At 39.7% G+C, this 16781-nt stretch carries 15 protein-coding genes; all 15 read left to right on the forward strand.

The features are described from left to right. Positions 1-43 precede the first annotated feature (43 nt). The 15 genes from ABD009_RS11105 (at position 44) to ampE (ending at position 16673) form a co-directional block, all read left to right on the forward strand. Positions 44-1384: a Na(+)-translocating NADH-quinone reductase subunit A gene (locus ABD009_RS11105; RefSeq protein ID WP_155696250.1), complete on the forward strand. Its 1341-nt coding sequence runs from the start codon at positions 44-46 to the stop codon at positions 1382-1384. A gap of 2 nt (positions 1385-1386) precedes the next feature. Then, the gene (locus ABD009_RS11110; protein WP_155696249.1) at positions 1387-2589 is read left to right on the forward strand and encodes an NADH:ubiquinone reductase (Na(+)-transporting) subunit B; all 1203 of its coding nucleotides are present in this window, start codon (positions 1387-1389) and stop codon (positions 2587-2589) included. Next, the gene (locus ABD009_RS11115; RefSeq protein ID WP_343825393.1) at positions 2582-3349 is read left to right on the forward strand and encodes a Na(+)-translocating NADH-quinone reductase subunit C; all 768 of its coding nucleotides are present in this window, start codon (positions 2582-2584) and stop codon (positions 3347-3349) included. The genes ABD009_RS11110 and ABD009_RS11115 overlap by 8 nt, the downstream gene beginning before the upstream one ends. Beyond that, positions 3349-3972: an NADH:ubiquinone reductase (Na(+)-transporting) subunit D gene (locus tag ABD009_RS11120; protein ID WP_155696247.1), complete on the forward strand. Its 624-nt coding sequence runs from the start codon at positions 3349-3351 to the stop codon at positions 3970-3972. Before ABD009_RS11115 ends, ABD009_RS11120 begins: the two co-directional genes overlap by 1 nt. A gap of 4 nt (positions 3973-3976) precedes the next feature. Next, positions 3977-4600, forward strand: a complete 624-nt coding sequence (gene nqrE, locus ABD009_RS11125; protein ID WP_155696246.1) for an NADH:ubiquinone reductase (Na(+)-transporting) subunit E — start codon at positions 3977-3979, stop codon at positions 4598-4600. Positions 4601-4661: 61 nt separating this feature from the next. Beyond that, entirely contained in the window at positions 4662-5885 is a 1224-nt protein-coding gene (gene nqrF, locus ABD009_RS11130) for an NADH:ubiquinone reductase (Na(+)-transporting) subunit F (RefSeq protein WP_155696245.1), read from the forward strand. 5 nt (positions 5886-5890) lie between these two features. After that, entirely contained in the window at positions 5891-6931 is a 1041-nt protein-coding gene (locus ABD009_RS11135) for an FAD:protein FMN transferase (RefSeq protein ID WP_343825397.1), read from the forward strand. Between the two features lie 2 nt (positions 6932-6933). Beyond that, the gene (gene nqrM, locus ABD009_RS11140) at positions 6934-7146 is read left to right on the forward strand and encodes a (Na+)-NQR maturation NqrM (RefSeq protein ID WP_155696244.1); all 213 of its coding nucleotides are present in this window, start codon (positions 6934-6936) and stop codon (positions 7144-7146) included. A 137-nt stretch (positions 7147-7283) separates the two neighbouring features. Next, positions 7284-8717, forward strand: a complete 1434-nt coding sequence (locus ABD009_RS11145; RefSeq protein ID WP_343825400.1) for an MFS transporter — start codon at positions 7284-7286, stop codon at positions 8715-8717. 85 nt (positions 8718-8802) lie between these two features. After that, entirely contained in the window at positions 8803-9870 is a 1068-nt protein-coding gene (gene dinB, locus ABD009_RS11150) for a DNA polymerase IV (RefSeq protein ID WP_343825402.1), read from the forward strand. Positions 9871-9948: 78 nt separating this feature from the next. Beyond that, positions 9949-11487 carry a M17 family metallopeptidase gene (locus tag ABD009_RS11155; protein WP_343825404.1) on the forward strand — a complete coding sequence of 513 codons (1539 nt, stop codon included), beginning with the start codon at positions 9949-9951 and terminating at the stop codon, positions 11485-11487. Between the two features lie 32 nt (positions 11488-11519). Continuing rightward, positions 11520-12374 carry an MBL fold metallo-hydrolase gene (locus tag ABD009_RS11160; RefSeq protein ID WP_343825406.1) on the forward strand — a complete coding sequence of 285 codons (855 nt, stop codon included), beginning with the start codon at positions 11520-11522 and terminating at the stop codon, positions 12372-12374. A gap of 32 nt (positions 12375-12406) precedes the next feature. Further along, positions 12407-15118, forward strand: coding sequence for a HAMP domain-containing hybrid sensor histidine kinase/response regulator (locus ABD009_RS11165; protein ID WP_343825408.1), 2712 nt, complete (start codon positions 12407-12409; stop codon positions 15116-15118). A 13-nt stretch (positions 15119-15131) separates the two neighbouring features. Further along, complete coding sequence (gene ampD, locus ABD009_RS11170; protein WP_343825410.1) at positions 15132-15683, forward strand: 1,6-anhydro-N-acetylmuramyl-L-alanine amidase AmpD; 552 nt, start codon at positions 15132-15134, stop codon at positions 15681-15683. A 33-nt stretch (positions 15684-15716) separates the two neighbouring features. Further along, the gene (gene ampE / locus ABD009_RS11175; RefSeq protein WP_343825412.1) at positions 15717-16673 is read left to right on the forward strand and encodes a regulatory signaling modulator protein AmpE; all 957 of its coding nucleotides are present in this window, start codon (positions 15717-15719) and stop codon (positions 16671-16673) included. The last annotated feature ends 108 nt before the right edge of the window (positions 16674-16781 follow it).

Consider the following 16781-nt stretch of genomic DNA (forward strand, 5'->3'; position numbering starts at 1 on the left):
GAAAGAATTCCATTTCTTCCAACTTAAACTAGTGCATATGCGTATGATCAACATAAAAAAAGGTTTGGATCTGCCTATTGAAGGTGTTCCACAACAAGCCATCCACGATGGCCCGACAGTGAAAACTGTTGCTACGCTTGGCGAAGAGTACAATGGTATGCGTCCTACGATGTATATCAAAGTCGGTGATAGTGTTAAAAAAGGTCAGGTTCTTTTTGAAGATAAAAAGAATCCTGGCGTTAAATACACTGCACCAGCCGCCGGTGTTATCAAAGAAGTGAACCGTGGTGAAAAGCGTGTTCTGCAGTCTGTTGTTATTGAACTATCTGGTGATGAACAAATCACTTTTGAAAGCTATAGCGCTGACCAGCTGAACGGTCTTGACCGCGAAAAAGTCGTTGCAACTTTAGTAGATTCAGGACAATGGGTTGCTTTACGCACTCGTCCGTTTGACAAAGCGCCTGCAATTGACAGCACTCCGTCTTCAATATTTGTAAATGCAATGGATACTAATCCGTTAGCCGCTGATCCAGCGCTAATTATTGCAGAGCAGCAAGCAGCATTTAACGCTGGTCTAACTGTGTTAAGCAGATTGACTGAAGGCAAGTTAAATGTCGTAAAAGCTTCTGGCTCATCAGTGAAAGCTGAAGCACCAAATGTAGACCTTCATGAATTTGGCGGTAAACACCCAGCAGGCCTGGTTGGTACTCATATTCACTATATTGATCCTGTTTCTCTAGCAAAAACGGTTTGGCATATTAATTACCAAGAAGTTATTGCTTACGGACAACTTTTCCTAACTGGTGAAATTAATAACCAACGTGTTATTTCATTAGCTGGCCCAGTTGTTAAAAACCCTCGTTTAATTCGTACAGTATTAGGTGCTTCTACAGCCGACCTAACGTCAGGCGAAGTTGAATCTGGTGAAAACCGAATCGTATCTGGTTCCGTATTGTCTGGTACTGCTGCACAAGGCGTTCACGGTTATTTACACCGTTTTGATCTGCAAGTGTCTGTTTTAGCAGAAGGTCGTGAAAAAGAATTATTTGGTTGGATTCGTCCAGGATCAAATCAGTTCTCTATCACTCGTGCGTTCTTAGGTCATTTATCGCCTAAGAAACTATTCAATATGACAACTACAACTTATGGTTCTGACCGTTCTATGGTTCCAATTGGTAACTATGAACGCGTAATGCCTTTAGACATTTTGCCAACATTATTGTTAAGAGATCTAATCTCTGGCGATACTGAAGGGGCACAAAGCCTAGGTTGTTTGGAATTAGGCGAAGAAGATTTAGCGTTATGTACCTTTGTTTGCCCAGGCAAATATGAGTACGGCTCAATTCTTCGTAATTGCCTTACCAAGATTGAAAAAGAGGGCTAATCATGGGTCTTAAGAGTTATTTAGAAAAAATTGAACCTAATTTTGAGCAAGGTGGAAAATACGAAAAGTTCTATGCTTTGTATGAAGCAGCTGCAACTATTTTCTACACGCCAGGTTTAGTAAATAAAGGTCAAACTCACGTACGTGACAGCGTTGATTTAAAACGTATCATGATCATGGTTTGGTTAGCTTTATTCCCTGCAATGTTCTTTGGTATGTTCAATGTTGGACATCAAGCAGCTGATGCCTTATCTCAAGGCTTTGCGTTAGGTGATTCTTGGCAAGTAGGTTTATTCCAAATGCTAGGCGGATCGCTAACGGCTGAATCAGGCTGGGGCATGAAAATGCTCTATGGTGCTTGTTTCTTCTTACCAATTTACGGCACAGTTTTCATCGTTGGTGGATTCTGGGAAGTTATTTTCGCTTCAGTTCGTAAACATGAAGTAAACGAAGGTTTCTTTGTTACTTCAATCTTATTTGCACTAATTCTTCCTGCAACTATTCCATTATGGCAAGCGGCGCTTGGTATTACATTTGGTGTTGTTGTTGCGAAAGAAATCTTTGGTGGTACAGGTCGTAACTTCTTAAACCCAGCGTTAGCCGGCCGTGCATTCTTGTTCTTTGCATACCCAGCTGAAATCTCTGGCGACACTGTATGGACAGCAGTAGACAGCTTCTCTGGTGCTACTATGCTAAGCCAAGCAGCATCTGGCGGTTTAGACTACAACAACATTGCTCTTTGGACACAAGCTTTCTACGGCTTCATTCAAGGCTCTGTAGGTGAAGTATCTACTCTTGCAATTGCGATTGGTGGTTTGTTAATTATCTATCTACGCATTGCTTCATGGAGAATCGTAGCCGGTGTATTCGCAGGTACAATTTTCTTTGCATCTTTGTTAAACATGGTTGGTAGCGATACTAACGCAATGTTTGCAATGCCTTGGTTCTGGCACGTTGTAATTGGTGGATGGGCTATTGGTGCATTCTTCATGGCAACTGACCCTGTATCAGCTTCGTTCACTAACCGTGGCAAGTTCTGGTATGGCGCACTAATCGGTATCATGGTTGTACTAATCCGTGTTGTTAACCCAGCGTTCCCTGAAGGTATGATGCTGGCAATACTATTTGCTAACTTGTTTGCACCATTGTTCGACTACTTTGTTGTACAGGCAAACGTGAAACGGAGGCTTGCTCGCAATGTCTAGTAATAAAGAATCATTTGGCAAAACGGTTGGTTTCGTATTTATCGTTTGTCTAGTTTGTGCAGCGTTGGTATCTGTATCAGCGGTTCAATTGAAGCCGCTACAAACAGCTAACAAGCTATTAGATAAGCAAACTAAAATCTTAGAAACTGCAGGTCTATTAGAACTAGCTGGAAAAGACATCGTTCCGACTTACAACAAGTATGTTGAAGCTAAGATGATTGATCTTGAAACTGGTGAGTATGTTGACGGCGACGTTAAGATGTTCGATGAGCGTCGTAATGCTCGTGACCCACAGAAATCTGAAAAGCTAGAAAACGACCCTGCAGGTATTAACCGTCAATCAAACACAGCTGTTGTTTATCTTGTAAAAGATGAAAAGGGCGCTGTTGAAACGGTTGTATTCCCTGTTGTTGGTGCTGGCCTTTGGGACCTAATGTACGGTTATGTAGGTTTAAAGTCTGACCTAAATACAGTTTCAAAGGTTATTTACTCAGACCATAAAGAAACTCCAGGATTGGGTGCAGAAGTTATGAACCCTAAATGGAAAGCATTATGGCCTGGTAAAAAAATCTATAACGACAATAACGAACCGGTAATTAAGTTAGTTAAAGGCGGCGCGAAAAAAGGCGATGACTACGGTGTTGATGCCTTATCTGGTGCTACTTTGACAAGTGACGGCGTTACAAGAACGTTACAATTTTGGTTCGGTGAGCAAGGGTACTTACCTTTCATCGAAAAAAATCGTGGGGAGCTTAACTAATGGCATCTGAAGCGAACAAGGTTTTAACTAAACCAATTTTTGATAACAACCCAATTGCATTACAAGTACTAGGTATTTGTTCTGCTCTAGCGGTAACAAGCTCAATGGCCAATGCATTAGTAATGACATTAGCTGTTGTTCTGGTAACTGCATTCTCTAACTTATTCATCTCAATGATCAGAAACATGATCCCATCAAGCGTACGTATCATCGTACAGATGGCGATTATCGCTTCTCTAGTTATTGTTGTTGACCAGGTGTTGAAAGCGTTCTCTTACCAGCTTTCTAAAGAGCTATCTGTTTTTGTTGGCCTAATCATTACTAACTGTATTGTTATGGGTCGTGCGGAAGCATTTGCTATGAAAGAAAAGCCAGGTGTAAGCTTCATGGATGGTATCGGTAACGGTTTAGGTTACGGTTTCATCCTGATGACAGTTGCTTTCTTCCGTGAACTATTAGGTTTCGGTACTATTTTTGGTATCGAGATTCTTCCATTAGTTCAAAACGGTGGCTGGTATCAAGCGAATGGTCTTTTAGTATTACCATTTAGCTCGTTCTTCATCATTGGTTTAATCATTTGGGCTATCCGTCAATGGAAACCAGAGCAAGTAGAGAAGGATTAATCTGATGGAACATTATTTAAGTTTATTTGTTAAAACGATATTTATAGAAAACATCGCATTATCTTTCTTCTTAGGTATGTGTACTTTCTTAGCAGTATCAAAGAAAGTAAGCACGGCCATTGGTCTTGGTGTTGCGGTAGTTGTGGTTCTAGGTATTTCTGTACCTGTTAACCAAATCATCTATCAAGGCATTCTTGCTCCAGGTGCGCTAGACGGTGTTTTAGGCATTACTGACCCAGCTCAGTCTGTTGATCTGAGCTTCCTAAGCTTTATCACGTTCATTGGTGTTATCGCGGCATTAGTACAAATTCTAGAAATGATTTTAGATAAGTACTTCCCACCGTTGTATAACGCACTAGGTATTTTCTTACCATTGATTACGGTTAACTGTGCAATATTCGGTTCTGTATCTTTCATGGTATCTAAAAACCTAACTTTCACTGAAAGTGTTGTTTACGGTATCGGTTCTGGTATCGGTTGGGCGTTAGCTATCGTATTGCTAGCGGGTATTCGCGAGAAAATGAAATATTCAGATGTACCAGCAGGTCTGCGTGGTTTGGGTATTACGTTTATTACTACTGGCTTGATGGCGTTTGGCTTCTTGTCTTTCGGTGGTATCTCTCTGTAAGGTTAATGTCGGTTTGTAGCTTAGGCTGCAAACCCTTAGATAAGAATTAAAGGAAAGGTCGATGGAAATAGTTCTCGGCGTATCGATGTTTACCGCTATTGTAGTAGCGTTAGTTTTGGTAATTTTATTTGCCAAATCTAAGCTAGTATCAACGGGAGACGTTAGAATATTAATCAACGAAGACGAAGATAAGTCTGTTGTTGCATCTGCAGGCGGTAAGCTACTTAACGTTCTAGCAGATAAAGGTATATTCATCCCATCAGCATGTGGTGGTGGTGGTACTTGTGGTCAGTGTCGTGTACACGTTCATTCAGGTGGTGGTGATATTCTTCCAACTGAAGAAGGTCACATTACAAAGCGTGAAGCAAAAGAAGGTTGTCGTTTATCATGTCAGGTTGCTGTTAAGCAAGACATGGAAATTGAACTTGAGCCTGAAATCTTTGGTGTTAAACAGTGGGATTGTGAAGTTATTTCTAACGATAACAAAGCAACCTTCATCAAAGAACTTAAGCTACGTATTCCTGATGGCGAAAGTGTTCCTTTCCGCGCAGGTGGTTACATCCAAATCGTTGCTCCACCGCATCATGTTAAGTATTCTGACTTTGATGTTCCTGACGAATATCGTCCGGATTGGGAACGTTTTAACTTCTTCAGTATTGAGTCAAAAGTAGACGAAGAGACTATTCGTGCATACTCAATGGCAAACTACCCAGAAGAAGAAGGCATTATCATGCTTAACGTTCGTGTTGCTTCTCCTCCACCTAATAACTTGTCATTACCAGCTGGTAAAATGTCATCTTATATTTGGAGCTTAAAAGAAGGCGACAAAGTAACAATCTCTGGTCCATTCGGTGAGTTCTTTGCAAAAGAAACTGAAGCTGAAATGGTATTTGTAGGCGGTGGTGCTGGTATGGCTCCAATGCGCTCACACATATTTGACCAATTACGTCGATTAAACTCTAAGCGTAAGATCAGCTTCTGGTATGGTGCTCGTTCTAAGCGTGAAATGTTCTACGTAGAAGATTTTGACGAGTTAGCAGCAGAAAACGAAAACTTCGATTGGCACGTTGCACTTTCTGATCCTCAACCAGAGGACAATTGGGAAGGTTATACAGGTTTCATTCATAACGTATTGTTTGAAAACTATTTACGTGACCATGAAGCGCCAGAAGACTGTGAGTTCTACATGTGTGGTCCTCCAGTGATGAACGCGGCCGTTATCAACTTGCTTAAAGACTTAGGCGTTGAAGACGAGAACATCCTTCTAGATGACTTTGGTGGTTAGTAGAAGTGACTCGTAAACAAGTCGTATTAACATGGCTGGCCCTTATCGGGCTGGCCATTTTGCTTTTTTTTCCAAAGCAAAATGAAGATCATGCACAGCCAGTTTTACTGCAAGGTAAAACCATGGGCACTACATTTAATATAAAGCTTTATCCTACTCAAGAGCAGTTAGCATCAAATAACTTGTTTGAGCTGGTTAACGGTGAATTAGAAAATGTGAATAGCTTGATGTCTACCTATAAGCCTGATTCAGAACTTAGCTTGTTAAATAAAGCTAAAGCTGGTGAGTCACAACTGCTGTCTGGCGATACTATTGCCGTACTAAATGAATCAATGCGTTTGTATAATGAGAGCAATGGTGCGTTTGATCCTACGGTTGGCCCTATGGTTAACTTATGGGGATTCGGTCCTGATGGTCGGGTTGTGCAGCAACCTGAGCAAGAGTTAATTGATCAAACTCGCAACTGGGTTGGTATGGATTTATTAACGATAGCAGGCAACTCAGTAACCAAGGCACATGATGACTTATATGTTGATTTTTCATCAATTGCTAAAGGTTATGGTGTTGATCAAGTTGCTAATGCTTTAGAAAAGTTAGGTATATTTGACTACTTAGTAGAAGTCGGTGGTGAAATGCGTTTGTCCGGTTCAAAACCAAATGGTGAGAAGTGGGCGGTTGCAATAGAAAAGCCGGTTTCAGATCGAAGAGAAGTGCAGCTTATTGTTAGGCCTGTAAATCTTGCGATGGCAACATCAGGAGATTACCGTAACTATTTTGAAGAAAATGGCGTACGTTATTCTCATACAATCGATCCAACTACTGGCAAGCCAATTACACATAAATTAGTTTCAGTTACTGTCATGCACCCGTCAGCAATGACTGCCGATGCTGCAGCAACCATGCTTAATGTAATGGGGCCAGAAAAAGCAATGGAATATGCAGAACGCACTCAACTACCGGTTTACCTTATCGTTAAAAATGACCAAGGTTTTACAGGTATGATGTCGAGTGAATTTAAGAAGTTATTTCCAGAAGAAAAGGGCTAATCATGCAAATATTTTTGTTAACTCTTGGCTTATTGTTGATTGTTTTTGTTGCTATGTCTATTGGTTACATCTTGCAGAAAAAAACACTAGCTGGTAGTTGTGGTGGTTTAGGAAGTTTAGGTATTGATAAAGCCTGTAACTGCGACAATCCATGTGATCGTAGAAAAGAAAGACTAGAAAAAGAAGAGCGTTGGAAACAAGACCAAATCTTGTAACGTTTTAGGATTTTATTAGTTTAATTATAAAGAAAGGGCATTAAGCCCTTTTTTTGATCCCTAAAATCAAATAGATTAGCGGGATAGCCAAAGAGCTAAAAGCATAATAATAAGAATTATAATAATAGAGAATAATAATGTTAAAGATTCAACAGTCACTCAGTCGCCGTTTTTACATGTTATTGAGTCTGCCTTCTACCGCGATGGGATTCGCACTTTCAGTTCAAATATCTGCTTTAAGCTGGTTGCTAAGCACCCAATATGGTTTGGATATCCATGAAATTGGCATCGTGTGGGCTGCTGGTCCTATTGCCGGCATTTTAGGGCAAGTAATTGTTGGTTTTATCAGTGACAAAGTTTGGTTTTGGAATGGTAGGCGTAGACCGTTTATTTTAATTGGCGGTGTCTTAGCTTCATTGTCATTATTAGCCTTACCCAATATAGGCATCATCTCAGAGTCTCTTGGTGGAATAGGTATCTTAGCAGTAGCCATTGCCATCGCACTATCATTAGACTTGTCTATAAATGTAAGTTTTAACCCAACGCGTTCAATTATTGCAGACGTTACTCCAGAAGGAGAAGCAAGAACTAAAGGTTACACTTGGATGCAAACTGTATCTGGTACCTTTGGCGTATTGGCTTATGTAATTGGCGGGTATTGGAATAACTTTGTTTTAATCTATTTTGGCGCAGCTTTAGTTTTACTATTTTCAATCTTGCCAACTTTTTTTGTTATAGAGCCAAAAGAGCTACCAAACTCTGGTGAAAACCAAGAAACAGATAAACACAATTTTAACATCGTCCAAGTATTAAAAGACATAAAACCACTGTGGGGCTTCTTAGCTTATTCACTGTACGCCAGTGTTTTACACCTAAGTAACATAGAAGTGAGTCATTACTGGGGGGAAACATTAGCTTTGTTAGTTACGTTGTTTTTTGTTTTTGAGACTCTATTCAAAAGTGAAGACAATGAAAGTAACAAATCAGGCAAAAGTCACCTAGGGTTTCAAAAAGTACTTGCGGCACATTCGTTCAGCTGGATTGGCATTCAAACTATGTTTGTATTCACCTATGCATTTTTACAAGAAAAAATGACGTTATTATCTGACGACGAATTAGGCCAAACTATCTCTTACAGCTTTGCTATTTTAAACGGTATCGCAGCGTTATTACCTGCTTTAGCGTTAGGACCATTAGCCAATAAGTTTGGTCGTATTAAGGTTCACGCAGCGGCGTTATTAGTGACTGCATTTGCCTATCTATATATTGCCTTATTTACTACATCTCCTATATCAATGTACATCATGATGGCCTTTGCCGGTGTTGGTTGGGCTGCAATTGTTAGTTTGCCGTTTGCAATTATGTCAGAACGCGTTGAAAACTCTAAGATGGGTTTATACATGGGCCTGTTCAATTTGTCTGTGGTTTTGCCTCAGCTAGTTGTAAGTCTTGGTATAAGCTTGTTCTTAAATAAAGTTGATGATAAATCTATGGTCTTTATTGTTTGTGCCGCTTCTCTACTAATATCAGCGGTGAGCTGGTTAATGGTAAAAGAAAAACAAGCTGACTGAATAGAGTAAATATATTCTTGCTCAATTAACTGTTTTTATATACAGTTGTTAAAAATAGCCTATCGTATTTGATAGGGCGAGGTTAATGAGCAAGCAGAAAAAAATTATCCATGTCGATATGGATGCCTTTTATGTATCCGTTGAGATACGAGATAACCCTAGCTTAGCTGGTAAGCCAGTTGCCGTAGGCGGTCGCTCAGATCGCCGCGGGGTTTTATCTACCTGTAATTACATAGCAAGGCAGTTTGGTGTTAGCTCAGCAATGCCAACCTCTGTCGCCTTGCGTAAATGTCCCAATTTAGTTGTAGTGCCAGGTCGAATGCACGTCTATCAAGAAACCAGCCAGATCATTCGGCAAGTTTTCAAACGTTTCACCGACAAAATAGAACCACTCTCACTAGATGAGGCCTATTTAGATGTAACAGATTGCGAGTTGCATCAAGGGTCAGCAACGTTAATAGCTGAACAAATAAGACAAGAAATCTTTGAAGCCACAGGACTGACAGCCTCAGCAGGAATCGCGCCTATAAAGTTTCTAGCAAAAATAGCTTCTGATCAAAATAAGCCCAACGGCCAATTCACGATAACGCCTAATGAGATCCTTCCTTTTATTAAAACCATGCCGCTTAAAAAAATTCCAGGCGTTGGTAAAGTGACCGCTGAAAAATTAACAAATTTAGGCCTAAGTACGGGTGCTGATATTCAGCAAAGTAATGAGTCATTCTTGGCACAACACTTTGGAAAGTATGGATATGTGTTATGGAATCGATGCCAAGGTATTGATCCAAGAGAAGTGGAGGTTTCAAGAATTAGGAAATCAATAGGCGTTGAGAGAACGTTCGAGAAAGATATTAGTGACCTTGAGATCCTCTTTAAAATACTCAACGTAAGTTTACTGCCAGAGTTAAACAAGCGCTGTGAAAGCAAAGTGGGTAATCGAAAGTTAGGAAAACTCGGCGTAAAAATTAAATTTAGTGATTTCCAACAGACCACCAAAGAGCTTAAGTATGAACGTATTGATGAAGCTGTGCTTCAACAGCTAATGATCGAGGCGCTTGACAGAGGCAACGGAAAAGCCGTTAGGTTATTGGGCATCCATGTTGGCTTGTCGGACCAAGAAGATGACAAACATCAATTAGACTTAGGTTTTTAGGATTAACTTACGTATCATTAATGAATAAGTTGAATTCACAACATTGTTTACTAACATTATAAATTTAGAGAGATTTTTATGGCTCACCCAACTCCACTAGTAATATCAAATATCAACACGGCACTGAATGATTCAAATTGGGACGCTTTAGTTATTGTTGGCCAATCCTTTGACTCTGGCCTGACCGATGAGTTATTAGAAGAGATAGCTAAGTTAGCAGAAGTTGACAAGCGCATTGGAAAATCAGAAGTAAGTTTCGTTTCTGATTCAGTAAAACAGGGGCGAGTTGTACTTGCACCAACAGGCCCATTAAATCGCTATTTTGACGATGTTCGACGTTATTTTGATGCAGCTAAGTCTGCTGCTAAATCGTTACTAGAAATGGGATCGGTAAAACCGCTACTAGTGGTTTTAGGAAATGAAGACGTTAAATATCAAAACGCCACAGTTGTATCTTATTTAGGCTTTTGCCAAACCTTTTGGCAACCACTAGAAGCACGTGAAGCGTTAGGAGACAGCATTGAGCCAGTTGGCTTAATGGGACTTGTTGGCGAAAATGTTGACGCTGCAGAAGCTAGTGCAATTGCTAATGGTCAATATGTAGCAAGAGACTTGTGTGGAACAGAGCCAGAGAGAATGGCACCACCGCGCTTTGCAGAATATTGTGTAGAAGAATTTGAAGGCACAAATGTTGAAGTATCAGTAATCGATGATATGGCTAAGTTAGAGTCAGAGTTTCCATTATTGTGGTCAGTAGCTCGTGCATCTATTGAAGTAGAACGCCATCAGCCTAGAGTGATCAGGTTGGAGTACACACCAAAAGGCAATATTGAAAAAACCTTAATGCTAGTGGGTAAAGGCATTGTTTACGATACCGGCGGCGCAGACTTAAAAGTTGGCGGGCATATGGCTGGTATGAGCCGTGATAAAGGCGGTGCAGCCGCAGTAGCTGGCTTTATGAAAGCGGTATCTGAATTAGCACCAATCGGTGTAAAAGTAGTAGCTGAAATAGCCGCTGTACGAAATAGCATAGGTGCGGAAGCATTTGTAGCAGATGAAATTATCACTGGCCATTCTGGTATTAGAGTAAGAATTGGTAACACAGACGCTGAAGGCCGCTTAGTAATGGCTGATCTACTATCTAAATTACGTGAAGAAGCGCTTGATGAAGTTAACCCTACGCTATTCACGGTTGCAACGTTAACAGGTCATGCTGCTAGAGCGGTTGGTCCATACACGGCATTGGTTGAGAATGGCGCTGCAAAAGCGGCTAATGTAGGTTCAAAAATGGTTGAAATGGGTGACTTAATTGCTGACCCATGTGAAGTATCTTTATCAAGACGTGAAGATTACGACTTTGTTGCACCAAAAACAAAAGCAGACGACTTACTATCATCAAATAATGGCGCCTCAGCAGTAACGGCTCGTGGTCACCAGTTCCCGTTAGCGTTCTTAGCCATTGTATCGGGCTTAGATAAACATGATATTGATAGCGAGCAGCCTTTGCCTTACGTGCATGTAGACATAGCTGGTAGCGGTATTGATGGTGGAGATTGGCAACATGGTAAGCCTTCTGCAGCGCCAGTGTCTGCGCTAATTAAGACTTTTATAGGCTAAGTTTGCCTATTAAAAAATATTAAGGATATAAAATGAACAAATTAACCTTTGGTATATCAATGTTAGCAGCAACAATGCTGAGTCCAGCGGCAATATCCAACTCTATGGATGATGTTGTTATAAAAGCTCAGCAAGTGTCCAACAATGTGTATATGTTGGCTGGTGCTGGCGGTAACATTGGTGTGCTTCTTGGGGCTGATGGAACACTGATGATTGATGATCAGTTTGAGCCACTAGCGCCTAAAATTGAGCAAGCCATTGCTAATATAGAGTCGGCTAAGCAGCCAAAGGTTAGTTATGTTGTAAATACTCACTATCACGGGGATCACTCTGGTGGCAACGTTTACTTTTCTAAATCAGCGAGTTTGTTAGCACATGAAAATGTAAGAAAACGACTAGCAAAAAAATCTGATCAAGGATTGCCCGTCATTACTTATGAGTCCGGTGTAAAACTTCATTTAAATAATGAAGATGTGCATGTGATGCATTTGCCTGCTGGCCATACGGATGGAGATTCAGTTGTTTATTTTGCCAATGCAAATGTTTGGCATTTAGGTGACTTATTTTTTCAAAATAGATTTCCATACATTGATACAGATGGTGGCGGTTCAGTAAAAGGTTATATTCAAAATATCTCTAGTTTACTGCTTAAAATTGACGAATCTGCACCTATTATTCCGGGTCATGGCGAGCTTGCTAATAAAAAAGATCTGCAAAACCTGCTTAGTATGATTATTGCGACTAAACTAGAAGTACAAACTAAGCGAGCTAAAGGTGACTCTTTAGAAGATGTTATCAAAGCTGGCCTTAGCGAAAAGTGGAGTAGTTGGCATTGGTCTTTTATTACAGAAGAAAAATGGATAAAAACTCTATACAATTCAAAGTAATAAAAACAGAGTTTGGTCGCTTCGGATAATACATGCGTTTACAACAAAAAGCGGTTCTATTTACACTACCTTTTATATTAATACCCACCCTAATTTTAGGGTGGTTGTCTATTCGTTATACAGAAAGCGCGCAGCGTCAGATTGCAAACGCCAGTTTACAAACTGATGTTAATTACAGAAGCGATACTTTAAATCGATATTTTGAATCAGAACGAACCACTTTAAATACCTTTTTGAACAGTAGTGAGTTTAAAAAGGTCACCTCTGAATGGTCTTTAGACAATGACTCCTTAATGTTTGAAAGCCAGTTATCACAGGTTTCTAGAGTGTTCTTTAATACTTATCCTAACGTAGTGGCAATTAGAGTATTTGATAATAGTTTAAGTGAGGTCACCACCTTTTGGACAGATGGCCCCTTATCAAACTTTAATACCAGTGGCTTTTTGAAGAGTTATAATGACTGGCACATCCTAGATCATGAAAGTTCAAACACGCCATTATCTATGATCCAAACACCTTGGTTTTCAAGTGATGTGTCTGGCCACTCAATGCTAAATTCTATTGGCTTTATTCAATTAATTAGCAAACCAAACTGGTTAGAAACGCTTCGTTTAGACAGCAAGGATGGAAATAGCTTTTCTAGCGAACACCAAATTATGATCACAAGTCAAAAAGGCAAAATATTGTTTGCTTACCCACAGTTCGACTTAGGTGATGAATTACCCGCTCAAATATTTCAAAAATTAAAAGACAGTGCCACCACCCACGCAGCTGTTGAAACCACGAATAATGGGTTGCAAATGGATTATGCGGCGCGCATTGTTGAGAATCGTTTTCTTGTGCTTTATGGGCATAAAAAGCAGAGCGTTTTTGCTGCAGACACGGCTTACACTTGGATTTCGATTTTAACGGTATTATTAACCATCGTCATTTCGCCAATTTTGCTTTACGTTAATTTTAGTCGGATGATTGTTGAGCCTATTGAAAAGTTAACGTCAGCCAAGAGGCAAGTAGCACAGGGTAACTTGGACATAAAATTAGACATGCCAAGACAAGATGAAATTGGCGATTTGTTTGCAGCATTTAATGTGATGGTAAGACAGTTAATAGTCTATCGTGAAAATGAAAGCGATAGTCGTTTAAAGCTTGAATACAAAGTTAGAGAAAGAACAGAAGAGCTTGAATCCACAAACACAGCTTTAGCCAAATCAAACAAAGCATTAGAAAGCGCAAAAGAATTATCCGAACAAGCAAATGAATTAAAAAGTGCATTTGTAGCGAACATCAGTCATGAAATTAGAACACCACTAACCGCGATACTTGGTTTTACTGAGCAAGTTTTATCGACGGAATTAAAAGACCCACACCAAGCAGAGTTGTTAAATAGAGTATTAAAAAGCGGTCGCCATCTGTTGGCGTTAATTAACGATATTTTGGACTTATCTAAAATAGAATCAAATAAGTTAGATATTGAAATTCAAGAAATTCAACTGTTCGATTTACTGCAAGACGTCAATACACTACTTGCATCACAAGCGAATAAAAAAGATCTAGACTTCAATTTTAGTTTTAGGTTCCCGTTACCAGCTAAAATTTGGACTGATCCTACTCGACTGAGACAAATCCTCATTAATTTAGCAAGCAATGCCATCAAGTTTACAGAAGCAGGCAGTGTTAATGTAGATGTTTGGTTTGACCCTGACACCAACAAGCTTTTTGTAAAAGTTATAGATACAGGCATTGGAATGAGTGAAGAGGTTCAGAAACGGATTTTCTCACCGTTTGTGCAAGCGGATGTCAGCATATCTAGAAAGTTTGGTGGCACTGGTTTAGGCTTAGTGATTAGCAATAGCTTAGCAAAACTATTGGGCGGAAACATCGAATTAGAAAGCCAATTGGGGCGTGGAAGTACCTTCACTATTAATATCTCAGTTGCCAATGACAAACATCCCCTAGGCGATAACTTCATTAATAACGAAGATGACCTAGCGGCGATAACGACAAAATACGAATCTCAAGAGGTCTATACTGAGAAACAAATATCAGGCAAGGTTTTAGTCGCAGAAGATGTAGAAGATAATCAATATTTATTCGCAATGATATTAGACTCTTTAAGCCTAGATTACGAAATTGTTGGCAATGGTAAATTAGCAGTAGAAAAAGTACTGACTAATGATTACGACCTTATTCTTATGGACATGCAAATGCCAATAATGGGTGGCCTTGAAGCCACTAAGCTTATACGTCAAGCAGGTGAAGATACGCCAATTTATGCATTAACAGCTAATGTGATGCGAGAGGATGTTGCTTTACATATGGAAGCGGGATGCGACGGAACGATTGGTAAACCTGTTGATAGAGCTGAATTGATTACCATTATAAAGTCTCATCTTACCTCCGAATCGAATGATGAATCGAAGCTCATCAATGATGACACAATGAAGGATTTGATAACGTTTTATAAATCTCAGCTTGAAAAGCAAGTTGAACTATTACAGACGTTAAAAGGCCCTCAAGATATAGAAGCGCTTAAAGGTGAATGCCATAAAATTAAAGGCTCAGCTGGAAGTTATGGATATGATCACTTAACAGAAATAGCTGGCGAGCTTGAAAGCACTTGTCGGGTGTTGATTGAGCAATCTGGAACTGACGCGGTTAGTAATATGCAGTGGCAAACGGTTCAACTTATGACAGATGAGCTTATTGCTGATATTAAAAAAGTAATTACTGGAAGCGACGAATAAAGGACTATTAGCCATGCTAAATAAAGAGCCCGTTTGGTTAAAGGGGGCAATAAAAATTGAATCGGATCATTGTGACCTTCGCGAACAAGAAGATATTAGCTTGCTGGTTATTCACAATATAAGTTTGCCGCCTGCTAGCCAAGAGTCTGACTTTGATAATAAATATGTTGAAGATTTCTTCGTTGGACAGTTAAACCCTTCGACTCACCCTTATTTTGAAACAATAGCTGGAATAAGAGTCTCAGCTCATTTATTTATAAAGCGTGATGGAAGTTTAGTGCAGTTTGTTCCGCTCAATTACAGAGCATGGCACGCTGGTGTTAGTAACTTCAAAGGACGTACTAAATGTAATGACTTTTCAATTGGGATAGAAATGCAAGGCACTGATGAAATGCCTTATACCGATGCTCAATACGAAACCTTGGCTGGAGTGACAAAACAAATAAAAGAAATTTACCCAGATATTGTTGATGAAAATATTGTGGGTCATAGTGACATCGCGCCTGGACGGAAAACAGATCCAGGTGATAGTTTTGATTGGCAACGTTATTTTAGCCAATTATAGTGGTACTTAACTAAAGGAATTGAAGGCTGAATTATGACTCTTATTTTATTACTAATGGTGTTACTCGTTGAGCGAGTTGCTCTGCAGTCTTTGCCATGGCACGCCACACGATATCTTAAATGGTACTCAAAAAAATACAGCTACAAAATAAAAGACAACGACACGTTTAGCTTGTTGTTGTTTTTGGTTGCACCAGCCGTAGCAGTTGGCATTTTCCTTTTTATCTTTGATAGCAGACTTATCGACTTTGTTGTTAGCTTATTTGTTCTAGCAATCTGTATTGGTCATTATCCACTTCGAAAGTATTACCGCCAATTTTTAAACGCTCAGCAGAGGAAAGACACTGAAGCTGCTTCAATTCTACATTACAAATTAATGGGTGAGCCGCTAGAAAATGAAGAGGCAAAAAGTAACAAGTCTGAAAGCGGCGATTCAAGTAATGAAGAGATAGAAGATCCGGGATCAGAAAATGAAGAGGCAGAACGTCCAGATTTTGATTCTGCGGAGAACAAAAACGAAAGTGTGGGTGAAACATTAGTTTGGATTAACCTTCAATATTACGCGGCACCTATTTTCTTTTATGTCGTGTTAGGTGTGCCAGGTATTATTTTATATACAACCGTACTTTATATTGCCGAAGGTAAATTCATTGATTCATTAAATGACGATAGTAATCAAGCCACAGCGTCAAAATGGCTAGAGTGGTTATTGTGGGTTCCAGCAAGACTAGTGAGTGTTGGTTACATGTTCGTTGGTCATTTTGGCCGAGGATTAGAAGCATGGTTAAAATATTCTGCAAATTTATCAAAATCTTCTAAGTTTGTAGTAACCCAAGTTGCGCTAGCAGCCGAGGGACTAGAGAAAAGTAAAGCGGATATAGAAGCCGTTGATGCAGCTAATGCAGAAAAGATGGTTCGTTTAGCAAAACGCAACATGGTCTTGTTCTTAGTAGTTGTGGCTTTATTAACGCTTTATGGTCAGATTGTATAAATTTTTTGATGATCATTTGTTCTGGTCATGCCACTTAGTTAGTGGGTTTACTTTAAAAATTTGAGCTGTTACGATCCTGGTATATTGGTAAGACCAATTTACCAATTT

It is taken from the genome of Psychrosphaera haliotis (assembly GCF_039523615.1).
Classification (GTDB): domain Bacteria; phylum Pseudomonadota; class Gammaproteobacteria; order Enterobacterales; family Alteromonadaceae; genus Psychrosphaera; species Psychrosphaera haliotis.